This is a genomic window from Streptomyces sp. NRRL WC-3618, from assembly GCF_001280005.1.
Classification (GTDB): Bacteria; Actinomycetota; Actinomycetes; order Streptomycetales; family Streptomycetaceae; genus Streptomyces.
This window is the reverse complement of the sequence record NZ_LGDW01000049.1, coordinates 1-20,490: the sequence shown is the minus strand read 5'-3', so window position 1 is coordinate 20,490 and position 20,490 is coordinate 1. Positions and strand designations below refer to the sequence as shown.

Genomic DNA, 20,490 nt, shown 5'->3' with positions numbered 1-20,490 from the left:
GAGGTCGGGGGTTCGTACGACATCGGCGCGGCGGGCACGGACTTCGCGGCGGCGCCGGTGGTGCTGGAGCGGATCGCGTAAGCCGGTGGTGGGGCTGAGTGGAGGAGCAGCGCCGGGGTGGGGGAGTCCCTGGCCGGGCGCGGCTCGTACGCTCAGCCCAGCAGGGCCGCTACGACCACCAGTACCGGCACGGCCAGGATCGTCGACAGCAGGATCGACTCGCGTGCCAGGTTCTCGCCCACGTGGTAGCGGCCCGCGTACGCGAAGAGGTTCTGGGCGGCGGGCAGCGCCGACGCCACCACCACGTCGAGCAGCGACGCCCCGTGCAGGTCGAAGACACCCGCGCCCAGTGCCCAGGCGGCCACCGGCTGGCCCACCGACTTCAGGGCGACCGCCAGCAGTACGGGAGTCCGCTCCGCGCCGCGCAACGGCCACGTGCTGCCGGACAGCGAGATACCGAAGGCCAGCAGCACCGCCGGGACGGACATGCCGCCGATCAGGGTCAGCGGGTCCATGACAGGCGTGGGGACGTCGATCCCCGTCCCCGACACCAGCACCCCGGAGAGCGAGCCGACGGCGACGGGATTGCGCAACGGCGTGATCAACTGCCGCCACAGCGAGCCCTTCTCACCGGCACCCGTCAGGTCCAGGACGGTCAGCGCGACCGGCGTGACCACGATCGTCTGGAACAGAATCACCGGCGCGACGAGCGAGGCGTCGCCCAGCACGTACACCGCGATCGGGATACCGAGGTTGCCGGCGTTGACGTAGCTGGAGCAGAGCGCGCCGATCGTCGTACGTCCGGCACCCCAGCGGCGTACGACGCCCATCGCGACGAAGACACCGGCCGCCGCGAGGGTGCTCAGCGCGGTGACCAGGAGCCGGCTGGAGAAGATCACCGACAGGTCGGCGCGGGCGAGCGTGGTGAACAGCAGGGCCGGGGTGGCGACGTGGAAGGCGAGCTTGGTCAGGACCTCGCGTCCGTTGTCCCCGAGGTGGCCGCGCAGCCCGATCACGTAGCCGACGCCGATGACCACGGCGATCACCGCGAACCCGGTCAGTACGCCCTGCACGAAGTGCCCTCCGTGAGCCGGGAGGAAGGGGAGTCGTGGGGTATCGCGGGCGGAGCCGGTTCGTGGGGCATGCACGTACCCTCCGGGGGAGGAGGGGCGCGCGTCAAAGTGATCTCAACGGGCGGGCGATGAGTTACGGGCCGCCGCCCGGTCTACCCTTCGTGGACGCCATGACACCCGCTGTACTCGTGCTGGCCGGCCCCGTCACCCGCGAGGAGGTGCCGGGGCTCTGCGAGGGCGTGCGTGCGCTGCTCGGGGCCGGCGGCCGGGGTGGTGGCCGTGACCCGGTGGTGGTGTGCGACGTGGCGGGGCTCGGTCCGCCGGGCCTGGACGCCGTGGAACTGCTGGCCCGGCTTCAACTGGCCGCCCGCCGGGCCGGAGGCCGCATACGCCTCCGGGACCCGGCGCCCGCCCTACTCGCCCTGCTGACCCTGGTCGGCCTCAGCTTCGACGTCGAGGGGGAGGGAGAGCGGGAGGTCGAACAGCGGGAACCAGCGCTTCGTGTCGAGGAAGCAGTGGAACCCGGTGATCCGGCCGCCTGAGATCTCCAGCACCTGGACCGCCCAGGGGGTGTAGCCGCCCGTCTCCTCGTCCGGCTTGTACTGTGCGAACCCCGGCAGCCCGTTCACGGCGACCGGCACGAGGTGCGAGCCCGCGCAGGCGGCGCCGAGTGTCGTCATGAAGCCCGTGATGTCCTGCGGCCCGGTCAGCCACAGGTCGAACGGCGGCATCGTCATGACGGCGTCCTCGTGCAGCAGCGCGGTGAGGGCCGTCATGTCGTACCCCTCGAACGCGGCGACGTAGCGCTCCAGCAGTTTCTGCTGCTCTTCGCTGAGCGGATCGGAGACGGCGGCCCCGGCGCCGCTCCCGCTCCCGTCCCGGTCCCGCTCGGCGAGGGTCGCCCTGGCCCGCTGGAGGGCACTGTTGACGGATGCCACCGACGTCTCGAGGAGCTCGGCGACCTCGCTCGCCTTCCAGGCCAGCACCTCGCGGAGGATCAGCACGGCCCGTTGTTTCGCGGGGAGTTGCTGCAGGGCGGCCATGAAGGCGAGGCGGACGGACTCCTTGGCCACGGCCGCCTCCGCCGGGTCCTCCACGGTGGGCAGCACGCGGGCGTCCGGCATCGGTTCCAGCCAGGTGTTGTCGGGGCGGGGGGACAGGGCGGCGCGGGCGAGGGGGGTGGAGTCGGGGGGGGCCCTGGGGGGGGCGCGCTTGTTGCCGGCGGTGAGCATGTCCAGGCAGACGTTCGTGGCGATGCGGTACAGCCACGAACGGAGGCTCGACCGGCCCTCGAACTTCTCGTAACTCCGCCAGGCGCGGACCATGGTGTCCTGTACGGCGTCCTCGGCCTCGAAGGAGGAGCCGAGCATGCGGTAGCAGTACCCGGTCAGTTCGACGCGGTGCTGTTCCAGTTTTACGTCGAGGTCTGTCGCAGTAGCCGTACTGTCACCCATTGCCAACCCGCCCCATGGCTGCCTTCGTCGCGCGTCGCGACCCAACACGAGAAAGCTAGCGCAGGCCACTGACAACGGCCCGGGGAGTTGGCAAAGGTGCAGGTGAGGGACGTTTTTTGCCCCCGCCGCCCCTTCCCTTCCCGTCCCGTCCTCGGGGGCGCTGCCCCCGAACCCCCGCTCCTCAAACGCCGGAGGGCTGAAATGCCCAGCCTGTCCGGCGTTTGAGGACGAGGCCCCTTCAGGGCCGAAGCGGGGGTCTGGGGGCGGCAGCCCCCAGGGACGGGACGGGAAGGGGCGGCGGGGGCGAGAAAGGGTCCTCGGTCACGCCGCCGCCGGCACCCGCGCGGCCCGCGACCCCATCACCGTCACCGTCACCACGCCGAGCACCGCCAGCAGCCCCAGCCCCACGGTCCCCGACCAGCCACCCGCGTGGAACGCCACCGCTCCCAACGTGCTGCCGGCGCTGGAGCCGATGTAGTACGCCGACTGATACAGCGCCGACGCCTGCGCCCGCCCCTCCTTCGCCGTGTGGCTCACCGCCGACGACGCCACCGCGTGCCCCGCGAAGAACCCGGCCGTGATGAGCACCAGGCCCAGCAGAACCAGCGCCAGGGCGTCCGACAGCGACAGCAGCAGGCCCGCGGTCGTCGTACCGCCGGCCAGGTACAGCGCACCCCGCCGCCCCAGCCGGGCCACCAGCTTCCCCGCCGTCGACGCCGACACCGTGCCGACCAGGTACACCAGGAAGACCGAGCCGACGATGCCCTGGGGCAGACCGAACGGGGCCTCCGTCAGGCGGTACCCGATCACCGTGTAGACCCCGCCGAACACCGTCATGAACAGCGCGCCGATCGCGTACAGGCGTCGCAGCAACGGGTTCGCCAGATGCGTACGCACCGTGCGCGCCAGCACCCGCGGCCGCAGCGACCCCGTACGGAAGTGACGCGGCGCGGGGAGCAGCAGCCGGAAGGCCACCGCGCAGCCCACCGCGACCACGCCGATCACGGCGACCGCGACCCGCCAGCCCCACTCCTGCGCGACCCAGCCCGTGATGACCCGGCCGCTCATCCCGCCCACACTGTTGCCGGCCACGAACAGGCCGATCGCCGTGATCAGCGCCCTGGGACGGACCTCCTCGGCCAGATACGCCGTCGCCGACGCGGGCAGCCCCGCCAGCGCGGCACCCTGCACCGCCCGCAGCGCGATCAGCGCGCCCAGCGAGGGCGCGAAGGGCACCAGCAGCCCGACCGTCACGGCCACCGCCAGCGACGCCGTCATGACCGTGCGCCGCCCGAACCGTTCCGACAGCGCGCTCATCGGGAGGACGAACAGGGCCAGCGCACCGGTCGCCGCCGACACCGTCCAGCTCGCGTCGCTCGCCGTCACACCGAACTCGCCGGAGATCAACGGCAGCAGTGCCTGCGTGGAGTAGAGGAGGGCGAAGGTCGCGACGCCCGCGAGGAAGAGCGCGAGGCTCATCCGCCGGTAGCCGGGGCCGCCCGGCGCCATCCGGGAGTCGGCGGCGGGAAGCGAGGGGCGGGAGGGAGAGGCGGCGCCCGTGATCACGGACGCCCCGGTACTGGCAGCAGGCATGCCTCGAAGCTACGTACGCCCCTATTCATCCGTCCAATGCACGGAAACCCCATAATCGTTCCCATGGTGCATCAGCAAAGGTCAGACGGTCGCCTGTCACCGTCCAGTGACACAGAAGACATCGTCACCGCCCTCGCCCCCCGGCTCTCCTACTTCGCTGGAGTCGCCCGCACGGAGCACGTCACCCGCGCCGCCCAGGAGATGCAGGTCCCGCAGTCGACGCTCTCCCGGGCGATGGTCCGCCTCGAACAGGATCTGGGGGTGGATCTGTTCGCCCGCAGAGGGCGCACCGTCTCTCTCACCCCCGCCGGGCGTACGTTCCTCGGCTTCGTCGAACGGGCCCTCGCCGAGATCGGGCGCGCCGCCGACGAGGTGCGCGCCGACGCCGACCCCGCCACCGGGAAGGTCGCCTTCGGCTTCCTGCACACCATGGGCGCCGAAACCGTCCCCGGCCTGCTGCACGCCTTCCGCGCCGACCATCCCCGCGTCCGCTTCACCCTCGTACAGAACTACGGCGAGGCCATGATCGAACGCCTGCGCTCCGGCGAACTGGACCTCTGCCTCACCTCGCCCGTCCCTGACGCCCCGGACCTGGTCGCCCGCCGCCTGGACGAACAGAAACTCCGCCTGGTGGTCCCCGCCGACCACCGCCTCGCCACCCGCAGACGAGTCCGCCTGGCCGAAGCGGCCGACGAAACGTTCGTCACCCTGGAGCCCGGCTACGGCCTCCGCCGCATCACCGACGACCTCTGCAAGGAGGCCGGCTTCCGCCCTCGCATCGCCTTCGAGGGAGAGGAGGCGGAGACCTTGCGGGGCCTGGTGGCGGCGGGCCTGGGGGTCGCGCTCCTGCCACCCCCGGCGGTCCCCCGCCCCGGAGTGGCCGAACTGACGGTCACCTCCCCGAGAGCGGCGAGGGAAATCGGCGTGGCCTGGCTCGACGGCCACCCGGACACCCCACCGGTGGCCGCGTTCAAGAAGTTCCTCCTGGCACGAAAGGGCAACCTGCTGCCGTGAGAAAGGGCGACTTGCCGCCGTGAGAAGGGGCTACTTGCCAATCCGGCTGCAAACCCCCCTAGATGATTGAGTCCAAGGGCTCGTAGCCGTAGGCCGCCAGCAAGTGGTGTCGCATGTCGCTGCCATCGCTCGCCCCGCGCGTGCAAGGCGTGCCTGTTCATCCTGGCGGTCAGCGGAGATCACGCGACGCATGCTTCAGTAACTCGGAGGACATCTCGGTCGGGGCCCCGCTGGGGAATGGCCTTGAGTCTCCAGTGACTGGAGACAGCAGAGTGGGCGACATGGACGTTACGACCCTCTACTCGATCGGGGAGCTTTCCCGGCGGACCGGCTTGTCTGTGAGGACCATCCGGTTCTACTCCGATTCGGGGGTGGTAGCGCCGACCACCCGTAGTCCCGCCGGCTATCGGCTCTACGACCTCGACGCACTGCTTCGTCTGGAACTCCTCCGCACACTGCGCGAGCTGGGCATGGACCTGCCTACGATCCAACGGGTACTGGACCGCGAGCTCTCGGTGGCGGAAGTCGCCGCGGCGCACGCCGACGCCATGGACGTCCAGATCCGAATGCTGCAACTGCGTCGGAGCGTTCTGCGAGTCGTGGCCAGCCGCGGGTCCAGTCCCGAGGAGACCAAGCTCATGCACAGGCTCACGCGGTTGTCCGGCGAGGAACGCCGACGTTTGATCGACGATTTCATGGATGGCACCTTCGGCACAGTGGATGCCGACCCGGGCGCAGTGGCCATGGTTCGCGCTGCAACTCCCGACCTCCCCGATGATCCGACCGGCGAGCAGGTCGCCGCGTGGGTGGAACTCGCCGAGCTGGTCAGCGACGAGGATTTCCGTGCCCGGATGCGCCGGACGGCCGTACGCCAGGCCGCCGGGCGCCCGCTCAACATCGAGCGCGATGCCGGCGAGGAGCTAATGGAGTTCACCCGTCAGAAGGTGGCTGAGGCCAGGAAGTCGGGCATCGACCCGCTCAGCAACAGAGCCGCACCCGTCATCGACGACCTCGTGCACCGCTTCGCCGAGGTGTTCGCGCGCACCCCTGACACGGAATTCCGGGACTGGATGGCGCAGCAGTTCGAAGAGGCGCACGATCCCAGGGTGGACCGGTACTGGCAGCTGGTGTGGATCGTCAACGGCTGGCAGGTAGTACCGAACCTGATCCCGGTGTACCCCTGGCTCACCCAGGCCCTGCGAAATGACCGCGCCGCATAGTCACCGCATAGTCACCGCAGTGGGCACCGCCCCGGATCCCTGAACGAGTCCAAGGGATCACCTCCGGACATGAGACCAGGTCGTCCAACGTCGATGTGTGACTAACGACCTGGACACCCTCACAACGGCACTCTATGCCCGGATTGACGACGAATTGAAGGTTCGCCGTGGTTGGCACCGTGGCGGCCTGCCGTCGGAATAACGCCCACGCTCAGTGACGCCGACTGATCACGTTCGCGGTCATGTCGGCGCTGCTCGGATACACCTCTGAGCGGCGCTGGCTTCGCCGCGTCGGCGTGACTTCGGCCACCTGTTTCCCTATGTGCCCCAGCAGTCCGGCTACAACAAACGGCCGCGCGCCGCGTTCTCACTGCTCACCAGCATGATCCGGATCGTGGCCCGCGATACCTCACTGTGGAGCGACGATGTGTGGCTGGTCGACTCCACACCGGTCGGTTGCGGTTGCTCCCGCGAGACGGCCAAACGCTCGGACCTGGCAGGCTGGGCCCAGTACGGCTACTGCGCATCACACTCGCGATACTTCTGGGGGCTGCGTCTGCACCTGGTGTGCGCACTCGGCGGACTGCCTGTTCGCACTCACCGGAGCCAGGGCGGACGAGCGCGAAACGCTGCGCGACATGCTCGATACCGCGCCAGACGTCCTCGCCGCCCACCCCGGGCAGACGATCATCGGGGACAAGAACTACTTCGGCCGCGAGTTCGAGTACGGCCTTGCCGAGCGTCACCTGAAGCTGCTGCGGCCGGTCCGCAAGGGGGAAGCCGAGCCAGCCGGGTCACACCTGTTCAAACCGCTGCGGCAGGTGATCGAGTCGATCAATCAGACCTTCAAGGGGCAGCTCAACCTGGAACGGCACGGCGGCAAGAGCCCGGCAGGGGTGTCAGCCCGGGTCTTGTGCCGGATCCTCGCACTCACAGCGGCGATCTGGCACAACGACCAAACTGGACAGCCCGTCAAGCGATCACTCACTGCCTACGATCACTGATCGCAACGGCACCCCTTGGACTCATTCATCCAGGGGCGCGGGGCTGTATCCGATCTGCGGCTCCGCCGCGTGGGCGCGACCAGCTACACACGACCCGCACCCCGACCCCAACCCCCAAAGCCCCCGAACCTACCGCCGCGAATACGCCCCGAACCCCGCCGCCAACGGCATCCGCAACCCCAACGGCGGCGGAGCCATCAACGCATCGCGCACAGGCCGAGAGAACCCCCGCCCGAACAGCACCTCCATCACGAAGTCCACCGCCAGCGCGTGCACTTCCTGCCGGTACTGACGCAACCCGTGCCCATCCGTGTGCACTTCGAACCGGCAGATGTCCCGGTTCGCCTTCTTCGCCCGCGCCGCGAAGCGGAACGACAGCTCGGGGTCGGTCCGTTCGTCGTTCGTACCGTGCACGATCAGCACCTGCCGTCCGCTCAGCTGCCGTACCGGTTCCGGCGTCGCCGCCACATCGTCCTCGGGGAGCCAAGGCGCCATCGCCAGTACGGAGTTGACGGCCTCGTGGTCCGCCGCGCGCAGCGCCGCCCGTCCGCCCATGCCGATGCCGACGAGGCACACGGAGACGTCGCCGTACCGCCGTACGATCTCGTCGACAGCCCAGCGCGCATCGTGGGCGAGCTGCGCCTCGCTGCCGTTCCAGCCGCGGTAGCGGTAGTGGACGACGTGCACGGCGAGGCCGTCCGCGCGGCCGGCGCGGGCCAGCCGGCGGCCCAACGCCCTGACGGAGGCGGCCGCCAGGACGGGCGACGGCCTGCGGGTCGATACCTCGTCGCCGCCGGGAAGCAGCAGGACCACGCCGCTGACCGATGTCGGCTCCGGGCCAAGTGCCCTCCCCAGCCGGGCCTGTCGTACCGGCGTCCCTTGGTGTGCCATGACAGAACAGTGTCAGAAGCATCGGTGTACGCCACCTGTCCGCGCGGTCACCGTTACGTATCGGCGGAAACGTACAAGTGAAGAAAGGGAGAAAAGGGAGAAGAGGGGGACGGGTGCAGGGTGATCTACGCGCGTAGGAGTTAGAGTGCGGAAATGACGAGCCAGAGTGATCGGACGACGAGTCAGACGAGTCAGACGACTTCCCGGAGCGTGCCCGCGAGCGCCGGTCCCGGCCCCACCCCGGACCAGATCCGCCGCGCCCCCAAGGTTCTGCTGCACGACCATCTCGACGGCGGCCTGCGTCCAGGCACCATCGTCGACCTGGCCCGCGACACGGGCTATACCCAACTCCCGCAGACCGACCCCGACAAGCTCGGCGCCTGGTTCCGTGAGGCCGCCGACTCCGGTTCCCTGGAACGGTACTTGGAGACCTTCGCCCACACCTGCGCCGTCATGCAGACCCGGGACGCCCTCGTCAGGGTCGCCGCCGAGTGCGCCGAGGACCTCGCCGAGGACGGCGTCGTCTACGCCGAGGTGCGGTACGCGCCCGAGCAGCACCTCGAAGCCGGGCTCACCCTCGAAGAGGTCGTCGAGGCCGTCAACGAGGGCTTCCGGGAAGGTGAGCGGAGGGCCAGGGAGAACGGTCACCGGATCAGGGTCGGCGCCCTGCTCACCGCGATGCGGCACGCCGCCCGCTCGCTGGAGATCGCCGAACTGGCGAACCGGTACCGCGATCAGGGCGTCGTCGGCTTCGACATCGCCGGTGCCGAGGCCGGCTTCCCGCCCACCCGGCACCTCGACGCGTTCGAGTACCTCAAGCGCGAGAACAACCACTTCACCATCCATGCCGGTGAGGCCTTCGGGCTCCCCTCCATCTGGCAGGCCCTCCAGTGGTGCGGCGCGGACCGGCTCGGTCACGGCGTCCGCATCATCGACGACATCGAGGTCCTGGACGACGGCTCGGTGAAACTCGGCCGCCTGGCCTCCTATGTACGGGACAAGCGCATCCCCCTGGAGCTGTGCCCCAGCTCCAACCTCCAGACCGGCGCCGTCGCCTCCTATGCCGAGCACCCCATCGGGCTGCTGCGCAGGCTTCATTTTCGCGCGACCGTCAACACGGACAACAGATTGATGTCGGGTACCGGAATGAGCCGAGAATTCGAGCATCTTGTCGAAGCGTTCGGTTATACGCTCGACGACCTGCAATGGTTCTCCGTCAATGCTATGAAGTCAGCATTCATTCCTTTCGATGAACGACTGGCGATGATCAATGACGTCATCAAGCCCGGATATGCCGAGCTGAAATCCGAATGGCTGTTCCGGCAGACCGCTTCCACCAGCGGTTCTGTCGAGGGACAGGGCTGATCCAGCGAGCCGGGAAGCGGTCGGGTCGGTGCGCCCCGGCCGCTTTTCGATGTTTGCGGGTGGCGGCTTCCCGTGTTTACGGTCGTGGACCGCTCACATCCCCGTCTCGCATTCAAGGACGCATTCACTATGAAGCAGTCTGCTGCCAAGACCCTCGGTGTCGCCGCTCTCGGCGCCGCCTTCGCCGCGGCGGGTGCGGGTGCCGCCAACGCAGCCCCGGCCCTCCCCGCCCTCCCGGACTCCGCCGCGCTGAGCTCCGTGACCCAGACGCTGCCCGTGGGGAGCGCGTCGAAGGCGCTGCCGGGTGCCGCCGAGGCCGTGGCCCAGGGTCAGGGTGCGCTCGGCGCGGGTGTGGCCGCCGCGCAGCCCGCCGTCACCAAGCTGCTGGCCGAGGGCCCGACCGCGCCGGTCTCCGGTCTGCTCGGCGGCCTCCCGCTGCAGGGCCTGCCCACCCACGGCCTCCCGGTGAACGGCATTCCGCTCGGCTGACCCACCCCGCGAACGCGCCGACGGGGCGCACCCCTGCTGAAGGGGTGCGCCCCATCGGCGTACCACCGGGTCGGGTCGTTGGCACGGCTACCAGGCGGTGTGGGCCTTGTCCGCGTGCTTCTCGGAGGGCAGCAGGAACCACAGGGCTATGTAGAGCACGAACTGCGGGCCGGGCAACAGACAGGAGAGCACGAAGATCACGCGCATCGTCGTCGCGGAGATGCCGAAGCGCCGTGCCAGCGCGGCACACACTCCGCCGATCATGCGGCCGTTGGTGGGGCGGGCAAGGGCGGTCATGGCGTCTCCTCGGTGAGTGACTACGGTGACGGGACCGGCTTGTCCGGTCGCCTCATCTGTACTCAACGTTACGGACACACAGCGGACGAAGCATCCCTCTACGGGGCGATCCCGACCCTGGGAATCGTCGGGGTCATACCCTGAGTCGCTTCCTCCCTGTGGACGGCCGCCCGGCGCCGGGTCTCGCTCCTGCGGCGCAGCCAGGACCGTGTGGCGGGCACCACGGCGACATGCGCGAGGCCCACGCCCACCGAGTTCAGAAGCAGCGAGTCGACGTCCACGACCTGACCGGGCACCCCGGTCTGCAACAGCTCGATTGCGAGCGAGATCAGGGCACCCGCCATGACCGTACGGACGAGCGAGGCGAGCGGCGAGACATCGAGCCGCCCGCCCGCCATCGGCAGCAGTACCCCCAGCGGGGCCAGCAGGGCGAGCCCGTCGACGATGCGCCGGGCCGCCTCCTGCCAGCCGAGGGCCAGATCGGCCCGTATGCCCGCGAAGGGGCGCAGGTTGGCGGGCAGTTGCCACGGGATGTCGAGCGGACGCAGCGCGATCCAGGCGACGAGCGCGAGATGGGCGACGAGGAGGACACCTCCCGCCGTACGGATGCGAATCGCGGCACTTTCGCCGCCCCAACCATGACGCTGCACGCCCCACAAGACGCGGCCATCGGCACGATCGGTTCCGGGTTGCCCCCGTACAGGACCGTGAGGCGTGTGCCACACGGGGGCCGACAGCTCCGCCGGACATGCGGTTCGTCGGCCGCCGCGGGCCCGGCGGGGGCTGGTCGCGCAGTCCCCGCGCCCCTTTCGGGGGCGCGGAGGAAGCTGCTCAGCCGCCGTCCACCCCCGACGACGGCGGCACCTGTGCCCCCGGCCTGGAACGGACCTCCGGTGTGCACGCGTACCGGCGTAGCGGGCCGGTGTCCGGGCCGCCCAGGACGACGTGGCCGTCCCCTTCGGCGGCGGCCGAGTCGGAGAACGTGCAGACGATCTGGGCGAGGGCGTACGACGCGAGGCCGTCCGGGCTGGTGCTCAGGCGCAGGGCGTCCTTGGGGTCCTTCGGGCCCGGGCCGCTCACGCTCATCCCGCCGCGTACGTCCGTCGTGTAGCCGGCCTCGCTCTCGCTCGCCGTAGGGGTCCTGGCCAGCTCGTCCAGCAGCCCCTGGGCCACCAGCACGCGCCGCCGCGCCTCCGCCGTACCGTCCGGGACCCGTACCGAGCGGTCGACGGTCACCAGCTGGGAGCCGCAGAGGAGGAACACCTGGACCGGCACGCCCGCGGGCGTCCGCGCGGCGGCGTCCGGCGCGGCGGGGGCGCTGACCTCGGAGAGGGAGCACGGAACGCGGGAGGGCGCCGGACCGAAGTCCGTCGGGACCTCGGTGGCACGGATCCCGCAGCCGGCGAGCAGCACGCCGAGCACCGCGACCAGCGGGACGGCCGCCGACCGCCGGCGCACGCCCCGTACGGCTCGTACGCCTCGTACGTTCTTCACGCGCCCTCCCCGGTGCTGGTCGCGCCGTCCGGCTCGGCCGGTTTCTCCGTGAGTGCCGACGGGTCCCTGGGGAGCCGCAGGGTGAACACGGCGCCGCCCTTCGGGGAGTTGGCGGCCGTGATCTCGCCGCCGTGGATGTGGGCGTTCTCCAGGGCGATGGACAGGCCGAGGCCGCTGCCCTCGGAGCGGGGACGGGAGGCGCTCGCCTTGTAGAAGCGGTCGAAGACGTGCGGCAGGACGTCCTCGGGGATGCCCGGACCGTGGTCCTGCACCTCGATCAGCAGGTCGGTATCGGATGCGCGCACCGACACCCGTACCGGCGAACCGCCGTGCTTGAGGGCGTTGCCGATGAGGTTGGCGAGGATGACGTCCAGGCGGCGCGGGTCGAGCAGGGACATGATGCCGCGCTCGACGTCCAGGTCGACCGCGTCCAGCCAGGCGCGGGCGTCGATGCAGGCCGTGATCTGGTCGGCGATGTCGACGTTGTCCAGGACCAGCCGGGCGGTGCCCGCGTCGAAGCGGGTGACCTCCATCAGGTTCTCCACCAGGGAGTTGAGCCGCCGCGTCTCGCTGACCACCAGCTTCACCGCCGGCTCGATCATCGGGTCGATGCTGCCGGTCTCCGCGTCCAGTTCCTCTTCGAGGATCTCCGTCACGGCGGTGATCGCGGTGAGCGGCGTACGCAGCTCGTGGGACATGTCCGCCACGAACCGCCGCGAGGCCTCGTCCCGGGCGCTCATGTCGGCGACCCGCTTCTCCAGGGCCTCCGCCGTGTGGTTGAACGTCCGGGAGAGATCGGCGAGTTCGTCCGTCCCGGACACCCGCAGCCTGGTGTCCAGCTTGCCCTCGCCGAGCCGCCGGGCCGCGATACCGAGACGGTGCACCGGCTTCAGTACGGTCGTGGCGGCGGCCTGCGCGAGCAGCGCGGAGCCGATCAGCGCGAGGCCGGTGGCGATACCCAGCGACCAGGCCAGCGAGTTGAGATCCTTCTCCTCGGGCTCCAGCGACTTCAGCATGTACCCGGCCGGACCACCGCCGATCACCTTCGTGCCCGCGACCAGATACGGCTTGTCGCCGTCGATGATCCGCTGCCAGTACAGGTGGTACGGGTCCTTGTTGCTCGACGTGACCGCCTGCCGCTTGCCGACCGCCGTACGCAGCGACTTGGGCACGTCGGCCAGCGAGAAGGTGTCCAGCGCCCCGGAGTTGCCGACGACCGTCCGCCCGCTGTCGTCCTCGGCGACCAGCAACACACTGAACCGCTGGCTGCTGGCGGCCATCTGGCCCGCGGCGTGCTGGAGTTCGCCCTGAGTGGGGTGGGCCGGCAGCACGCCCGCGCGGTTCTGCATCTCCTGCTGGAAGTCGCGCAGCACCGCGTCCTGGGTACGCGTGAGCACGGCCTCGCGGTTGAGCCAGTACGCGATCCCGGACGCCGACACGGCCGCCGTCAGCGCCACCAGGCCGAAGACCACGACGAGGCGCAGCCGAAGGCTGGTGAAGCGGAGCCCCGCGAGTATCGCTCTGCGCGCCGCGGCCCAGCCGCGGAGCTTGTCCTGCGGTCTGGTCACTGAGGCGAGTCCAGCCGGTAGCCGACACCGCGGACGGTACGGATCAACGTCGGCGACGACGGCACGTCCTCGACCTTGGCGCGCAGCCGCTGCACACACGCGTCCACCAGCCGCGAGTCGCCCAGGTAGTCGTGCTCCCAGACCAGACGCAGCAACTGCTGGCGCGACAGCGCCTGACCGGGCCGCCGGCTCAGCTCCAGGAGCAGCCGCAGCTCGGTGGGCGTCAGCTGCAGGTCCTCGCCGTTCTTCGTCACCGTCATCGCCGAACGGTCGATGACCAGCGAACCGTAGGTCGCCGAGTCGTTCGACTCCCGCTCCCCACGGCGCAGCACGGCCCGGATACGGGCGTCGAGCACCCGCCCTTGCACGGGTTTGACGACGTAGTCGTCGGCGCCGGACTCCAGCCCGACGACCACGTCGATGTCGTCGCTGCGCGCGGTGAGCAGAATGATCGGCAGCTGGTCGGTGCGCCGGATGCGCCGGCACACCTCGAATCCGTCGATGCCGGGCAGCATCACGTCCAGGACGATCAGATCCGGCCGCTGCTCGCGCAACAGCTTCAGACCGTCCTCACCGGTGGCAGCGGTGGCAACCCGGTGGCCCTGGCGCGTCAAAGACAGCTCCAGGGCCGTACGGATGGCGTCGTCGTCCTCGATCAGCAACAGGGAAGGCACGGATGCATTCTGGCCCATGGCCGGGCCGGCCTGCGACTGCCAGGTGGTTGTCGGCTGTTTGTCGGCTGTTCGGTCGGGTGCTTGCCGGGTGCTGCCGTGTGTTCGGCGGGTGATTCGGGGGCGCGCGCGGGGCTCCGCCGCGCGGTGCCGTGCCCCTGTTGCCGTGTTCCTGCGACAGGGCCCTGTTGCACGCCTGTGACAGTCGGCGGACACCGTCATGAAGTGGCGTGGGCAAGCTTCTCGGCACAGGCAAGGAAGCACCACGAACCGAGCCGAAGACCGGGAAGTCCACGACGGGGGGCGCGAGATGAGCACGCTGCACGGCACAAGCGCGAACGCAGTGATCACGCGCCTGCACGACGTCAACCGGACGACCGAGAAGTCCGGTGCCGTAAACGGACGGGGGTGCGTTCGCGGCACCGGGCGTCAGCACACCACGTACATGTCGGTGGTTGACGCACACACGGGGGAAACGGGGCGCACGGGGGCCGCGTACAGGGAGTCAACGGGAGAGCGTCGTTCGCTGTCGGAGGCGGAGTTCACCGCCTACGTCCAGGAGCGCCGCGCCTCCCTGTACGCAACCGCCTACCACCTCACCGGTGACCGCTTCGAGGCGGAGGACCTGCTCCAGAGCGCGCTGTTCTCGACGTACCGCGCCTGGGAGCGGATCAGCGACAAGGCGGCGGTCGGGGGCTACCTCCGCCGCACGATGACCAATCTGCACATCAGCGCGTGGCGCCGCCGCAAGCTGAACGAGTACCCGACCGAGGAGCTGCCGGAGACGGCCGGCGACACGGACGCGATGCGCGGCACGGAGCTGCGCGCGGTCCTGTGGCAGGCGCTCGCCCGGCTTCCCGAACTCCAGCGGACGATGCTGGTCCTTCGTTACTACGAGGGCCGCACGGACCCGGAGATCGCGGAGATCCTCGACATCAGTGTCGGCACGGTGAAGTCCAGCATCTGGCGGTCGCTCCGCCGGATGCGTGAGGACGAGGTCCTCAGCTTCGGCCGTGACGAGGAGGAATCCTTCGGGGAGCTAGTCGCCTGAGGGTGTGGGGGAAAACGCCACTCGACGGGGGAGTGGTGAACGGGGAGCAGTAAAAAAGGAAAAAATGGGGGGGAGTACGGGGGAGCACCACCAGGGGGTACCGCCGCGGCTGGGGGGCCGCGGGGGGACCACCGCACGGGGGAAGCACAAAGGAACACGGGGAAGCACAAAGAAGCGGGACTGGAGGGCCGGGGGGTCCGTCCGGTCCCGCTTTTGTGTTGGCTCGCGGCCGGTGACCTACGTGCCTACGTGCTGCGGACGTACGTGTTCGTGCCCGCCGCCGCATCCGTCAGCCTGCCCATCGCCTCGTCACGGTCGCACGCGTGCGCGCCCAGGGCCGTCTGGCGGGCGACGATGGAACGCTCGGCGCGCATCAGCCGCCAGCCGCGGCGCAGCAGGAACGGCACCGACTTGCGGCCCTCGCGCAGATCCCGCAGGAAGCGTCGCCGGAACGTCGTGACCGGCCCCCGGCTCAGACAGAGCGCGTCCGCGAGGACACCCTCCTGCCGGCAGCGCTCGACGATCTCGGCGGCGAAGATGCCCTCCGCGATGAACAGCGGGGTCCGGCCGATCTCGACGGCCTCCTCACCCGTACGGGCGCTCAACGAGATGTCGTACACCGGGACGTTCGTACGACCCGTGCGGCACAGCTCGGTGATCGCGGTGACCGCCGTGTCCGCGTCCCACGACTCCGGGTGGTCCCAGTCGATGTCGGTGCTTCCCAGGACCTGCGGCAGCGTCGGGTCGGTGCCCTCTTTGTAGAAGTCGTCGAGCCGCAGGACCGGGAGACCGGAACGGGCCGCGAGAAGGGACTTGCCGGAGCCGGAAGGGCCGCAGAGCAGCACGACTCGCGTGGGTATGGGCGGGTGGGAGGTCACGAGTCACCAGTGTGAGGCATCGGGCACCCCGCTGCCGACCCCGCGGGTCGGCTTTGAAAGGTGCGTCACACCTCAACTACCCTTCGTGTCGTCCTGATTACCCAGTGCACCAGAAGGTGGCCACCCGTCATGGCACGAGAAGCGTCCCGCCTCAACCAGACCGCACAGCGCGCCCTGATCGCCCTCGCGGCCACCGGCGCGTCCCTGGGGGCGGGTGCCGCGACGGCCGGCGCCGCCGAGGGCGGCCCCGCGGTGGATGTCGTCCGCACCAACCCCACCACCTCGCTGGGGCAGATCGACGCGCAGTCGGGCCTGGCGGCGCTCACCGGCTCGGTCGGCTACGTCACGGGTGCGGTCCAGAACCTCAAGCCCAACCCCCTCGCCGGTACGGGTGTCGACCCGCTGGACAACGGGGTGGGCACCCAGCTCGCCGACTTCCAGCCCCTGACCTCCCAGGCCCTCACCGGCCCGGTCGCGCAGGCGCAGTCGATCGGGCGCATTCCGCTGCTGGGGGAGGCCTTGGGGGTCTTGGGCGGTTGAGTGCGGGGAAGGGGCGGGGAGCTGCTGACCGATGCCGGGTGCTGGTGCGTCGTGGCTGGTCGCGCAGTTCCCCGCGCCCCTACTGGCGGCCTACGGCCGCCTAGTAGGACGAACCTCCGGTTCCCAGTGAACCCGTCGGGTGCCAGACCGTCTTCGTCTCCAGGAAGGCGGTCATGCGTTCGGTGCCCGGGGTGGCGAACCACTGCGCGTTGTCCACAGCCTGTGGACGCAGGACGCGCTTGAGGTTGTCGGCCGCCGCGATCTCCAGCTCCTTCGCGAGGACCTCGTCCGCGCCCGCCAGGTCGATCGCGTTGACGTCCTGGTGCGCGGCCAGGGACGGGCTGATCTCCGCCGTACGGCCGGAGAGGATGTTGACGACTCCGCCGGGTACGTCCGAGGTGGCAAGGACCTCGCCGAGGGAGAGCGCGGGCAGCGGCGACCTCTCGCCGGCGATCACGATCGCCGTGTTGCCGGTGGCGATCACCGGGGCGAGCACCGACACCAGGCCCAGGAACGACGACTCCTGGGGGGCGAGGACGACGACCACGCCGGTCGGCTCGGGGGAGGACAGGTTGAAGTACGGTCCCGCGACCGGGTTTCCGCCGCCGACGACCTGGGCGATCTTGTCGGTCCAGCCCGCGTACCAGACCCAGCGGTCGATCGCCGCGTCCACCTGCGCGGTGGCCTTCGGCTTCGACAGGCCCTCCGCCTCCGCGACCTCCCGGACGAACTGCTCCCGGCGGCCCTCCAGCATCTCGGCGACGCGGTAGAGGATCTGGCCCCGGTTGTACGCCGTGGCCCCGGCCCAGCCGCCGAACGCCTTGCGCGCGGCGACGACCGCGTCACGGGCGTCCTTGCGGGAGGCCAGGGGCGCGTTCGCCAGCCAGTTGCCCTTCGCGTCGCTCACCTCGTACACCCGGCCGCTCTCGGAACGCGGGAACTTCCCGCCCACGTACAGCTTGTAGGTCTTGAAGACGGACAGACGGGTGTCCGACCGCGGGTCCGGTCGGGTGTCCACTTTTGCGTCAGACATCGAGGTACGCCTCCAGGCCGTGGCGACCGCCCTCGCGGCCGAAGCCCGACTCCTTGTAGCCGCCGAACGGCGACGTGGGGTCGAACTTGTTGAACGTGTTGGACCAGACGACACCGGCGCGGAGCTTGCCCGCCACGGCGAGGATCCGTGACCCCTTCTCCGTCCAGATGCCCGCCGACAGGCCGTACTGGGTGTTGTTGGCCTTGGCGACGGCCTCGTCCGGGGTGCGGAAGGTGAGCACCGAGAGCACCGGGCCGAAGATCTCGTCGCGGGCGATGGTGTGCGCCTGGGTGACGTTCGTGAACAGCGTCGGGGCGAACCAGTAGCCGGCGGACGGGAGTTCGCAGGCCGGCGACCAGCGCTCGGCGCCCTCCGCCTCGCCCGCCTCGACGAGCGAGGTGATCCGGGAGAGCTGTTCGGCGGAGTTGATCGCGCCGATGTCCGTGTTCTTGTCCAGCGGGTCGCCGAGGCGCAGCGTGGACAGGCGGCGCTTGAGCGAGTCGAGCAACTCGTCCTGGACCGACTCCTGTACGAGGAGCCGGGAGCCCGCGCAGCAGACCTGGCCCTGGTTGAAGAAGATGCCGCTGACGATGCCCTCGACGGCCTGGTCGATCGGCGCGTCGTCGAAGACGATGTTGGCGCCCTTGCCGCCCAGTTCCAGGGTGACCTTCTTGTGGGTGCCGGCGACGGTGCGCGCGATCTCCTTGCCGACGGCCGTCGACCCGGTGAACGCGACCTTGTTGACGTCCGGGTGCGCGACGAGCGCGGCGCCCGTGTCGCCGTACCCGGGAAGGATGTTGACGACGCCCTTGGGCAGGCCCGCCTGGCGGCAGATGTCCGCGAAGAACAGGGCGGACAGGGGCGTCGTCTCGGCGGGCTTGAGCACCACCGTGTTGCCGGTGGCGAGCGCCGGGGCGATCTTCCAGGCCAGCATCAGGAGCGGGAAGTTCCAGGGGATGACCTGGCCGGCGACGCCGAGGGGGCGCGGGTTCGTGCCGAAGCCCGCGTGGCCCAGCTTGTCGGCCCAGCCGGCGTAGTAGAAGAAGTGCGCCGCCACGAGGGGCAGGTCGGCGTCCCTCGTCTCCTTGATCGGCTTGCCGTTGTCCAGGGTCTCCAGGACGGCCAGCTCGCGGGAGCGCTCCTGGATGATCCGGGCGATGCGGAACAGGTACTTGGCGCGCTCGGAGCCGGGCAGTGCCGACCACTTCTCGAAGGCCTTGCGGGCGGCCTTCACGGCACGCTCGACGTCCGCCTCGCCCGCCTGGGCGACCTCGGCGAGGACCTCCTCGGTGGAGGGGGAGACGGTCTTGAAGACCCGGCCGTCGGCGGCTTCGACGAACTCGCCGTCGATGAACAGGCCGTAGGAGGGGGCGATGTCGACGACCGAGCGGGACTCGGGCGCCGGTGCGTACTCGAATGCGGAAGGCATGTTGTCCATGTTCATGGGGTCTCAGTCCACCGTCACGTAGTCGGGGCCGGAGTAGCGGCCGGTGGCCAGCTTCTGACGCTGCATCAGCAGGTCGTTCAGGAGCGAGGAGGCGCCGAAGCGGAACCAGTGGTTGTCGAGCCAGTCCGCGCCCACGGTCTCGTTGACCACGACCAGGAACTTCACGGCGTCCTTCGTGGTGCGGATCCCGCCGGCCGGCTTCACGCCCACCTGGACGCCGGTCTGCGCGCGGAAGTCGCGTACGGCCTCCAGCATGAGGAGGGTGTTCGCCGGCGTCGCGTTGACGGCGACCTTGCCGGTCGACGTCTTGATGAAGTCGGCCCCGGCGATCATGCCGAGCCAGCTTGCGCGGCGGATGTTGTCGTACGTCGACAGCTCGCCGGTCTCGAAGATGACCTTGAGCCGGGCGGACGCCCCGCAGGCCTCCTTCACGGCGACGATCTCCTCGTACACCTTCAGGTAGTTGCCCGCGAGGAACGCGCCGCGGTCGATGACCATGTCGATCTCGTCCGCACCGGCGGCGACGGCGTCACGCACGTCCGCAAGTTTCACGCCGAGGGCGGCGCGGCCGGCGGGGAACGCGGTGGCGACGGAGGCGACCTTCACGGTGGATCCGGCGACGGCTTCCTTGGCGACGGCCACCATGTCGGGGTAGACGCAGACCGCGGCCGTGGCGGGCGCCGTACGGTCGGTCGGGTCGGGGCGGACCGCTTTGGCGCCGAGCGCCCGGACCTTGCCCGGGGTGTCCGCGCCTTCCAGCGTCGTCAGGTCGACCATCGAGATGGCGAGGTCGATGGCGTACGCCTTCGCGGTCGTCTTGATGGAACGTGTGCCGAGGGAGGCGGCGCGCGCCTCGAGGCCGACCGCGTCCACGCCGGGGAGGCCGTGGAGGAAGCGGCGCAGTGTGCTGTCGGACGCGGTCACGTCCTTGAGCGGGTGTGCGGTTGATGCAGTGGTGGGCATGGTCACAAGCCGAGCATATCTACGCGCGTAGCGGCTGTACAGCCCGGGAAAAGGCTGGGGTCGGTTTGGTTCGCCCCCGCCGCCCCTACCCGTCCCGTCCCCAGGGGCTCCGCCCCTTCGACCCCGCTGGGGCTGCGCCCCAGACCCCCTTCGGCCTGAACGGCCTCGTCCTCAAACGCCGGACGGGCTGAAAGGCACAGGCCGGCCGAGTTGAATGGTGAACGCCGGACGGGCTGAAAGGGATGGGCCGGACGGGCTGAAAGGCACGGGCCGGCCGAGCCGAGAAAGTACGGGTGGGCGGGCTGAAAGGCACAGGCCCGGGAAGGGGTGAGAGGTATCGGCAGGGCGGACTGAGAGGTATCGGCGGGGGGGGGGGGGGGTGGGGCCGGGGAGAGGGGGGGGAGGGGGGGGGGGGGGGGGGGGGGGTGGGGGGGGGGGGCGCGAG

At 70.2% G+C, this 20,490-nt stretch carries 19 protein-coding genes and 2 pseudogenes; 8 read left to right on the top strand and 13 right to left on the bottom strand.

The annotated features are described in order from the left end of the window. Positions 1-152 precede the first annotated feature (152 nt). A complete protein-coding gene (locus ADL01_RS07250) occupies positions 153-1,073 on the bottom strand; it encodes an AEC family transporter (RefSeq protein WP_053741063.1) in 921 nt (306 codons plus the stop codon). A gap of 128 nt (positions 1,074-1,201) precedes the next feature. Here ADL01_RS07250 and ADL01_RS45845 point away from each other — a divergent pair. Next, positions 1,202-1,456, top strand: a pseudogene (locus ADL01_RS45845) (hypothetical protein); the annotation flags it as partial. A 30-nt stretch (positions 1,457-1,486) separates the two neighbouring features. Here ADL01_RS45845 and ADL01_RS07240 read toward each other — a convergent pair. Together ADL01_RS07240 and ADL01_RS07235 are read right to left on the bottom strand one after the other, a co-directional pair. Further along, positions 1,487-2,527: a sigma-70 family RNA polymerase sigma factor gene (locus ADL01_RS07240; protein ID WP_053741061.1), complete on the bottom strand. Its 1,041-nt coding sequence runs from the start codon at positions 2,525-2,527 to the stop codon at positions 1,487-1,489. A 321-nt stretch (positions 2,528-2,848) separates the two neighbouring features. Beyond that, complete coding sequence (locus tag ADL01_RS07235) at positions 2,849-4,120, bottom strand: MFS transporter (RefSeq protein WP_053741060.1); 1,272 nt, start codon at positions 4,118-4,120, stop codon at positions 2,849-2,851. 63 nt (positions 4,121-4,183) lie between these two features. Here ADL01_RS07235 and ADL01_RS07230 point away from each other — a divergent pair, with 63 nt between their 5' ends. From ADL01_RS07230 to ADL01_RS47445, 3 genes and pseudogenes are all read left to right on the top strand, one after another. Beyond that, the gene (locus ADL01_RS07230) at positions 4,184-5,134 is read left to right on the top strand and encodes a LysR family transcriptional regulator (protein ID WP_053741059.1); all 951 of its coding nucleotides are present in this window, start codon (positions 4,184-4,186) and stop codon (positions 5,132-5,134) included. A 281-nt stretch (positions 5,135-5,415) separates the two neighbouring features. Beyond that, positions 5,416-6,354, top strand: coding sequence for a MerR family transcriptional regulator (locus tag ADL01_RS07225; protein ID WP_053741067.1), 939 nt, complete (start codon positions 5,416-5,418; stop codon positions 6,352-6,354). A 97-nt stretch (positions 6,355-6,451) separates the two neighbouring features. Then, positions 6,452-7,358 (top strand): annotated as a pseudogene (locus tag ADL01_RS47445) (IS982 family transposase). 129 nt (positions 7,359-7,487) lie between these two features. Here the strand turns inward: ADL01_RS47445 and ADL01_RS07215 are convergent. Then, positions 7,488-8,249: an alpha/beta hydrolase gene (locus ADL01_RS07215; RefSeq protein WP_053741058.1), complete on the bottom strand. Its 762-nt coding sequence runs from the start codon at positions 8,247-8,249 to the stop codon at positions 7,488-7,490. Positions 8,250-8,402: 153 nt separating this feature from the next. On the opposite strand from ADL01_RS07215, the gene ADL01_RS07210 reads away from it, so the two are divergent. Both ADL01_RS07210 and ADL01_RS07205 read left to right on the top strand, forming a co-directional pair. Further along, entirely contained in the window at positions 8,403-9,614 is a 1,212-nt protein-coding gene (locus tag ADL01_RS07210) for an adenosine deaminase (protein ID WP_053741057.1), read from the top strand. A gap of 129 nt (positions 9,615-9,743) precedes the next feature. After that, on the top strand, positions 9,744-10,103 hold the full coding sequence (locus tag ADL01_RS07205) for a hypothetical protein (RefSeq protein ID WP_053741056.1): 360 nt from the start codon (positions 9,744-9,746) through the stop codon (positions 10,101-10,103). A gap of 87 nt (positions 10,104-10,190) precedes the next feature. On the opposite strand, the gene ADL01_RS07200 is transcribed toward ADL01_RS07205, so the two are convergent. From ADL01_RS07200 to afsQ1, 5 genes are all read right to left on the bottom strand, one after another. After that, positions 10,191-10,400 carry a PspC domain-containing protein gene (locus ADL01_RS07200; protein ID WP_053741055.1) on the bottom strand — a complete coding sequence of 70 codons (210 nt, stop codon included), beginning with the start codon at positions 10,398-10,400 and terminating at the stop codon, positions 10,191-10,193. A gap of 98 nt (positions 10,401-10,498) precedes the next feature. Next, positions 10,499-11,050 carry a VanZ family protein gene (locus ADL01_RS07195; RefSeq protein WP_053741054.1) on the bottom strand — a complete coding sequence of 184 codons (552 nt, stop codon included), beginning with the start codon at positions 11,048-11,050 and terminating at the stop codon, positions 10,499-10,501. A gap of 181 nt (positions 11,051-11,231) precedes the next feature. After that, a complete protein-coding gene (locus ADL01_RS07190) occupies positions 11,232-11,894 on the bottom strand; it encodes a hypothetical protein (protein WP_420719692.1) in 663 nt (220 codons plus the stop codon). After that, positions 11,891-13,462: a sensor histidine kinase gene (locus tag ADL01_RS07185; RefSeq protein WP_053741053.1), complete on the bottom strand. Its 1,572-nt coding sequence runs from the start codon at positions 13,460-13,462 to the stop codon at positions 11,891-11,893. The genes ADL01_RS07190 and ADL01_RS07185 overlap by 4 nt, the downstream gene beginning before the upstream one ends. Continuing rightward, positions 13,459-14,136 (bottom strand): two-component system response regulator AfsQ1, encoded by a 678-nt coding sequence (afsQ1, locus tag ADL01_RS07180; protein ID WP_006383553.1) that lies wholly within the window; start codon positions 14,134-14,136, stop codon positions 13,459-13,461. Before afsQ1 ends, ADL01_RS07185 begins: the two co-directional genes overlap by 4 nt. A 307-nt stretch (positions 14,137-14,443) precedes the next feature. Here afsQ1 and ADL01_RS07175 point away from each other — a divergent pair, with 307 nt between their 5' ends. Then, complete coding sequence (locus ADL01_RS07175; RefSeq protein ID WP_053741052.1) at positions 14,444-15,184, top strand: SigE family RNA polymerase sigma factor; 741 nt, start codon at positions 14,444-14,446, stop codon at positions 15,182-15,184. 245 nt (positions 15,185-15,429) lie between these two features. On the opposite strand, the gene ADL01_RS07170 is transcribed toward ADL01_RS07175, so the two are convergent. Beyond that, a complete protein-coding gene (locus ADL01_RS07170; protein WP_078960367.1) occupies positions 15,430-16,062 on the bottom strand; it encodes a uridine kinase family protein in 633 nt (210 codons plus the stop codon). A gap of 129 nt (positions 16,063-16,191) precedes the next feature. Between ADL01_RS07170 and ADL01_RS07165 the strand changes: the two genes are divergently transcribed. Next, positions 16,192-16,602 carry a hypothetical protein gene (locus ADL01_RS07165; protein WP_053741050.1) on the top strand — a complete coding sequence of 137 codons (411 nt, stop codon included), beginning with the start codon at positions 16,192-16,194 and terminating at the stop codon, positions 16,600-16,602. A gap of 100 nt (positions 16,603-16,702) precedes the next feature. Here the strand turns inward: ADL01_RS07165 and ADL01_RS07160 are convergent, their stop codons facing one another. From ADL01_RS07160 to deoC, 3 genes are read right to left on the bottom strand one after another with little or no spacing between them, the layout of a single operon-like run. Then, a complete protein-coding gene (locus tag ADL01_RS07160) occupies positions 16,703-17,635 on the bottom strand; it encodes an aldehyde dehydrogenase family protein (protein WP_053741049.1) in 933 nt (310 codons plus the stop codon). Further along, on the bottom strand, positions 17,628-19,064 hold the full coding sequence (locus ADL01_RS07155) for an aldehyde dehydrogenase family protein (protein ID WP_053741065.1): 1,437 nt from the start codon (positions 19,062-19,064) through the stop codon (positions 17,628-17,630). The genes ADL01_RS07160 and ADL01_RS07155 overlap by 8 nt, the downstream gene beginning before the upstream one ends. A gap of 21 nt (positions 19,065-19,085) precedes the next feature. After that, the gene (deoC, locus tag ADL01_RS07150) at positions 19,086-20,045 is read right to left on the bottom strand and encodes a deoxyribose-phosphate aldolase (protein ID WP_053741064.1); all 960 of its coding nucleotides are present in this window, start codon (positions 20,043-20,045) and stop codon (positions 19,086-19,088) included. Positions 20,046-20,490: the final 445 nt, after the last annotated feature.

Bases quoted from the DNA above. Each gene is read 5' to 3' on its own strand.
- ADL01_RS07240 (WP_053741061.1), bottom strand. From the start codon at position 2,527: ATGGGTGACAGTACGGCTACTGCGACAGACCTCGACGTAAAACTGGAA.
- ADL01_RS07235 (WP_053741060.1), bottom strand. From the start codon at position 4,120: ATGCCTGCTGCCAGTACCGGGGCGTCCGTGATCACGGGCGCCGCCTCT.
- ADL01_RS07230 (WP_053741059.1), top strand. From the start codon at position 4,184: ATGGTGCATCAGCAAAGGTCAGACGGTCGCCTGTCACCGTCCAGTGAC.
- ADL01_RS07225 (WP_053741067.1), top strand. From the start codon at position 5,416: ATGGACGTTACGACCCTCTACTCGATCGGGGAGCTTTCCCGGCGGACC.
- ADL01_RS07215 (WP_053741058.1), bottom strand. From the start codon at position 8,249: ATGGCACACCAAGGGACGCCGGTACGACAGGCCCGGCTGGGGAGGGCA.
- ADL01_RS07210 (WP_053741057.1), top strand. From the start codon at position 8,403: ATGACGAGCCAGAGTGATCGGACGACGAGTCAGACGAGTCAGACGACT.
- ADL01_RS07205 (WP_053741056.1), top strand. From the start codon at position 9,744: ATGAAGCAGTCTGCTGCCAAGACCCTCGGTGTCGCCGCTCTCGGCGCC.
- ADL01_RS07200 (WP_053741055.1), bottom strand. From the start codon at position 10,400: ATGACCGCCCTTGCCCGCCCCACCAACGGCCGCATGATCGGCGGAGTG.
- ADL01_RS07175 (WP_053741052.1), top strand. From the start codon at position 14,444: ATGAGCACGCTGCACGGCACAAGCGCGAACGCAGTGATCACGCGCCTG.
- ADL01_RS07165 (WP_053741050.1), top strand. From the start codon at position 16,192: ATGGCACGAGAAGCGTCCCGCCTCAACCAGACCGCACAGCGCGCCCTG.
- ADL01_RS07160 (WP_053741049.1), bottom strand. From the start codon at position 17,635: ATGTCTGACGCAAAAGTGGACACCCGACCGGACCCGCGGTCGGACACC.
- ADL01_RS07155 (WP_053741065.1), bottom strand. From the start codon at position 19,064: ATGCCTTCCGCATTCGAGTACGCACCGGCGCCCGAGTCCCGCTCGGTC.
- deoC (WP_053741064.1), bottom strand. From the start codon at position 20,045: ATGCCCACCACTGCATCAACCGCACACCCGCTCAAGGACGTGACCGCG.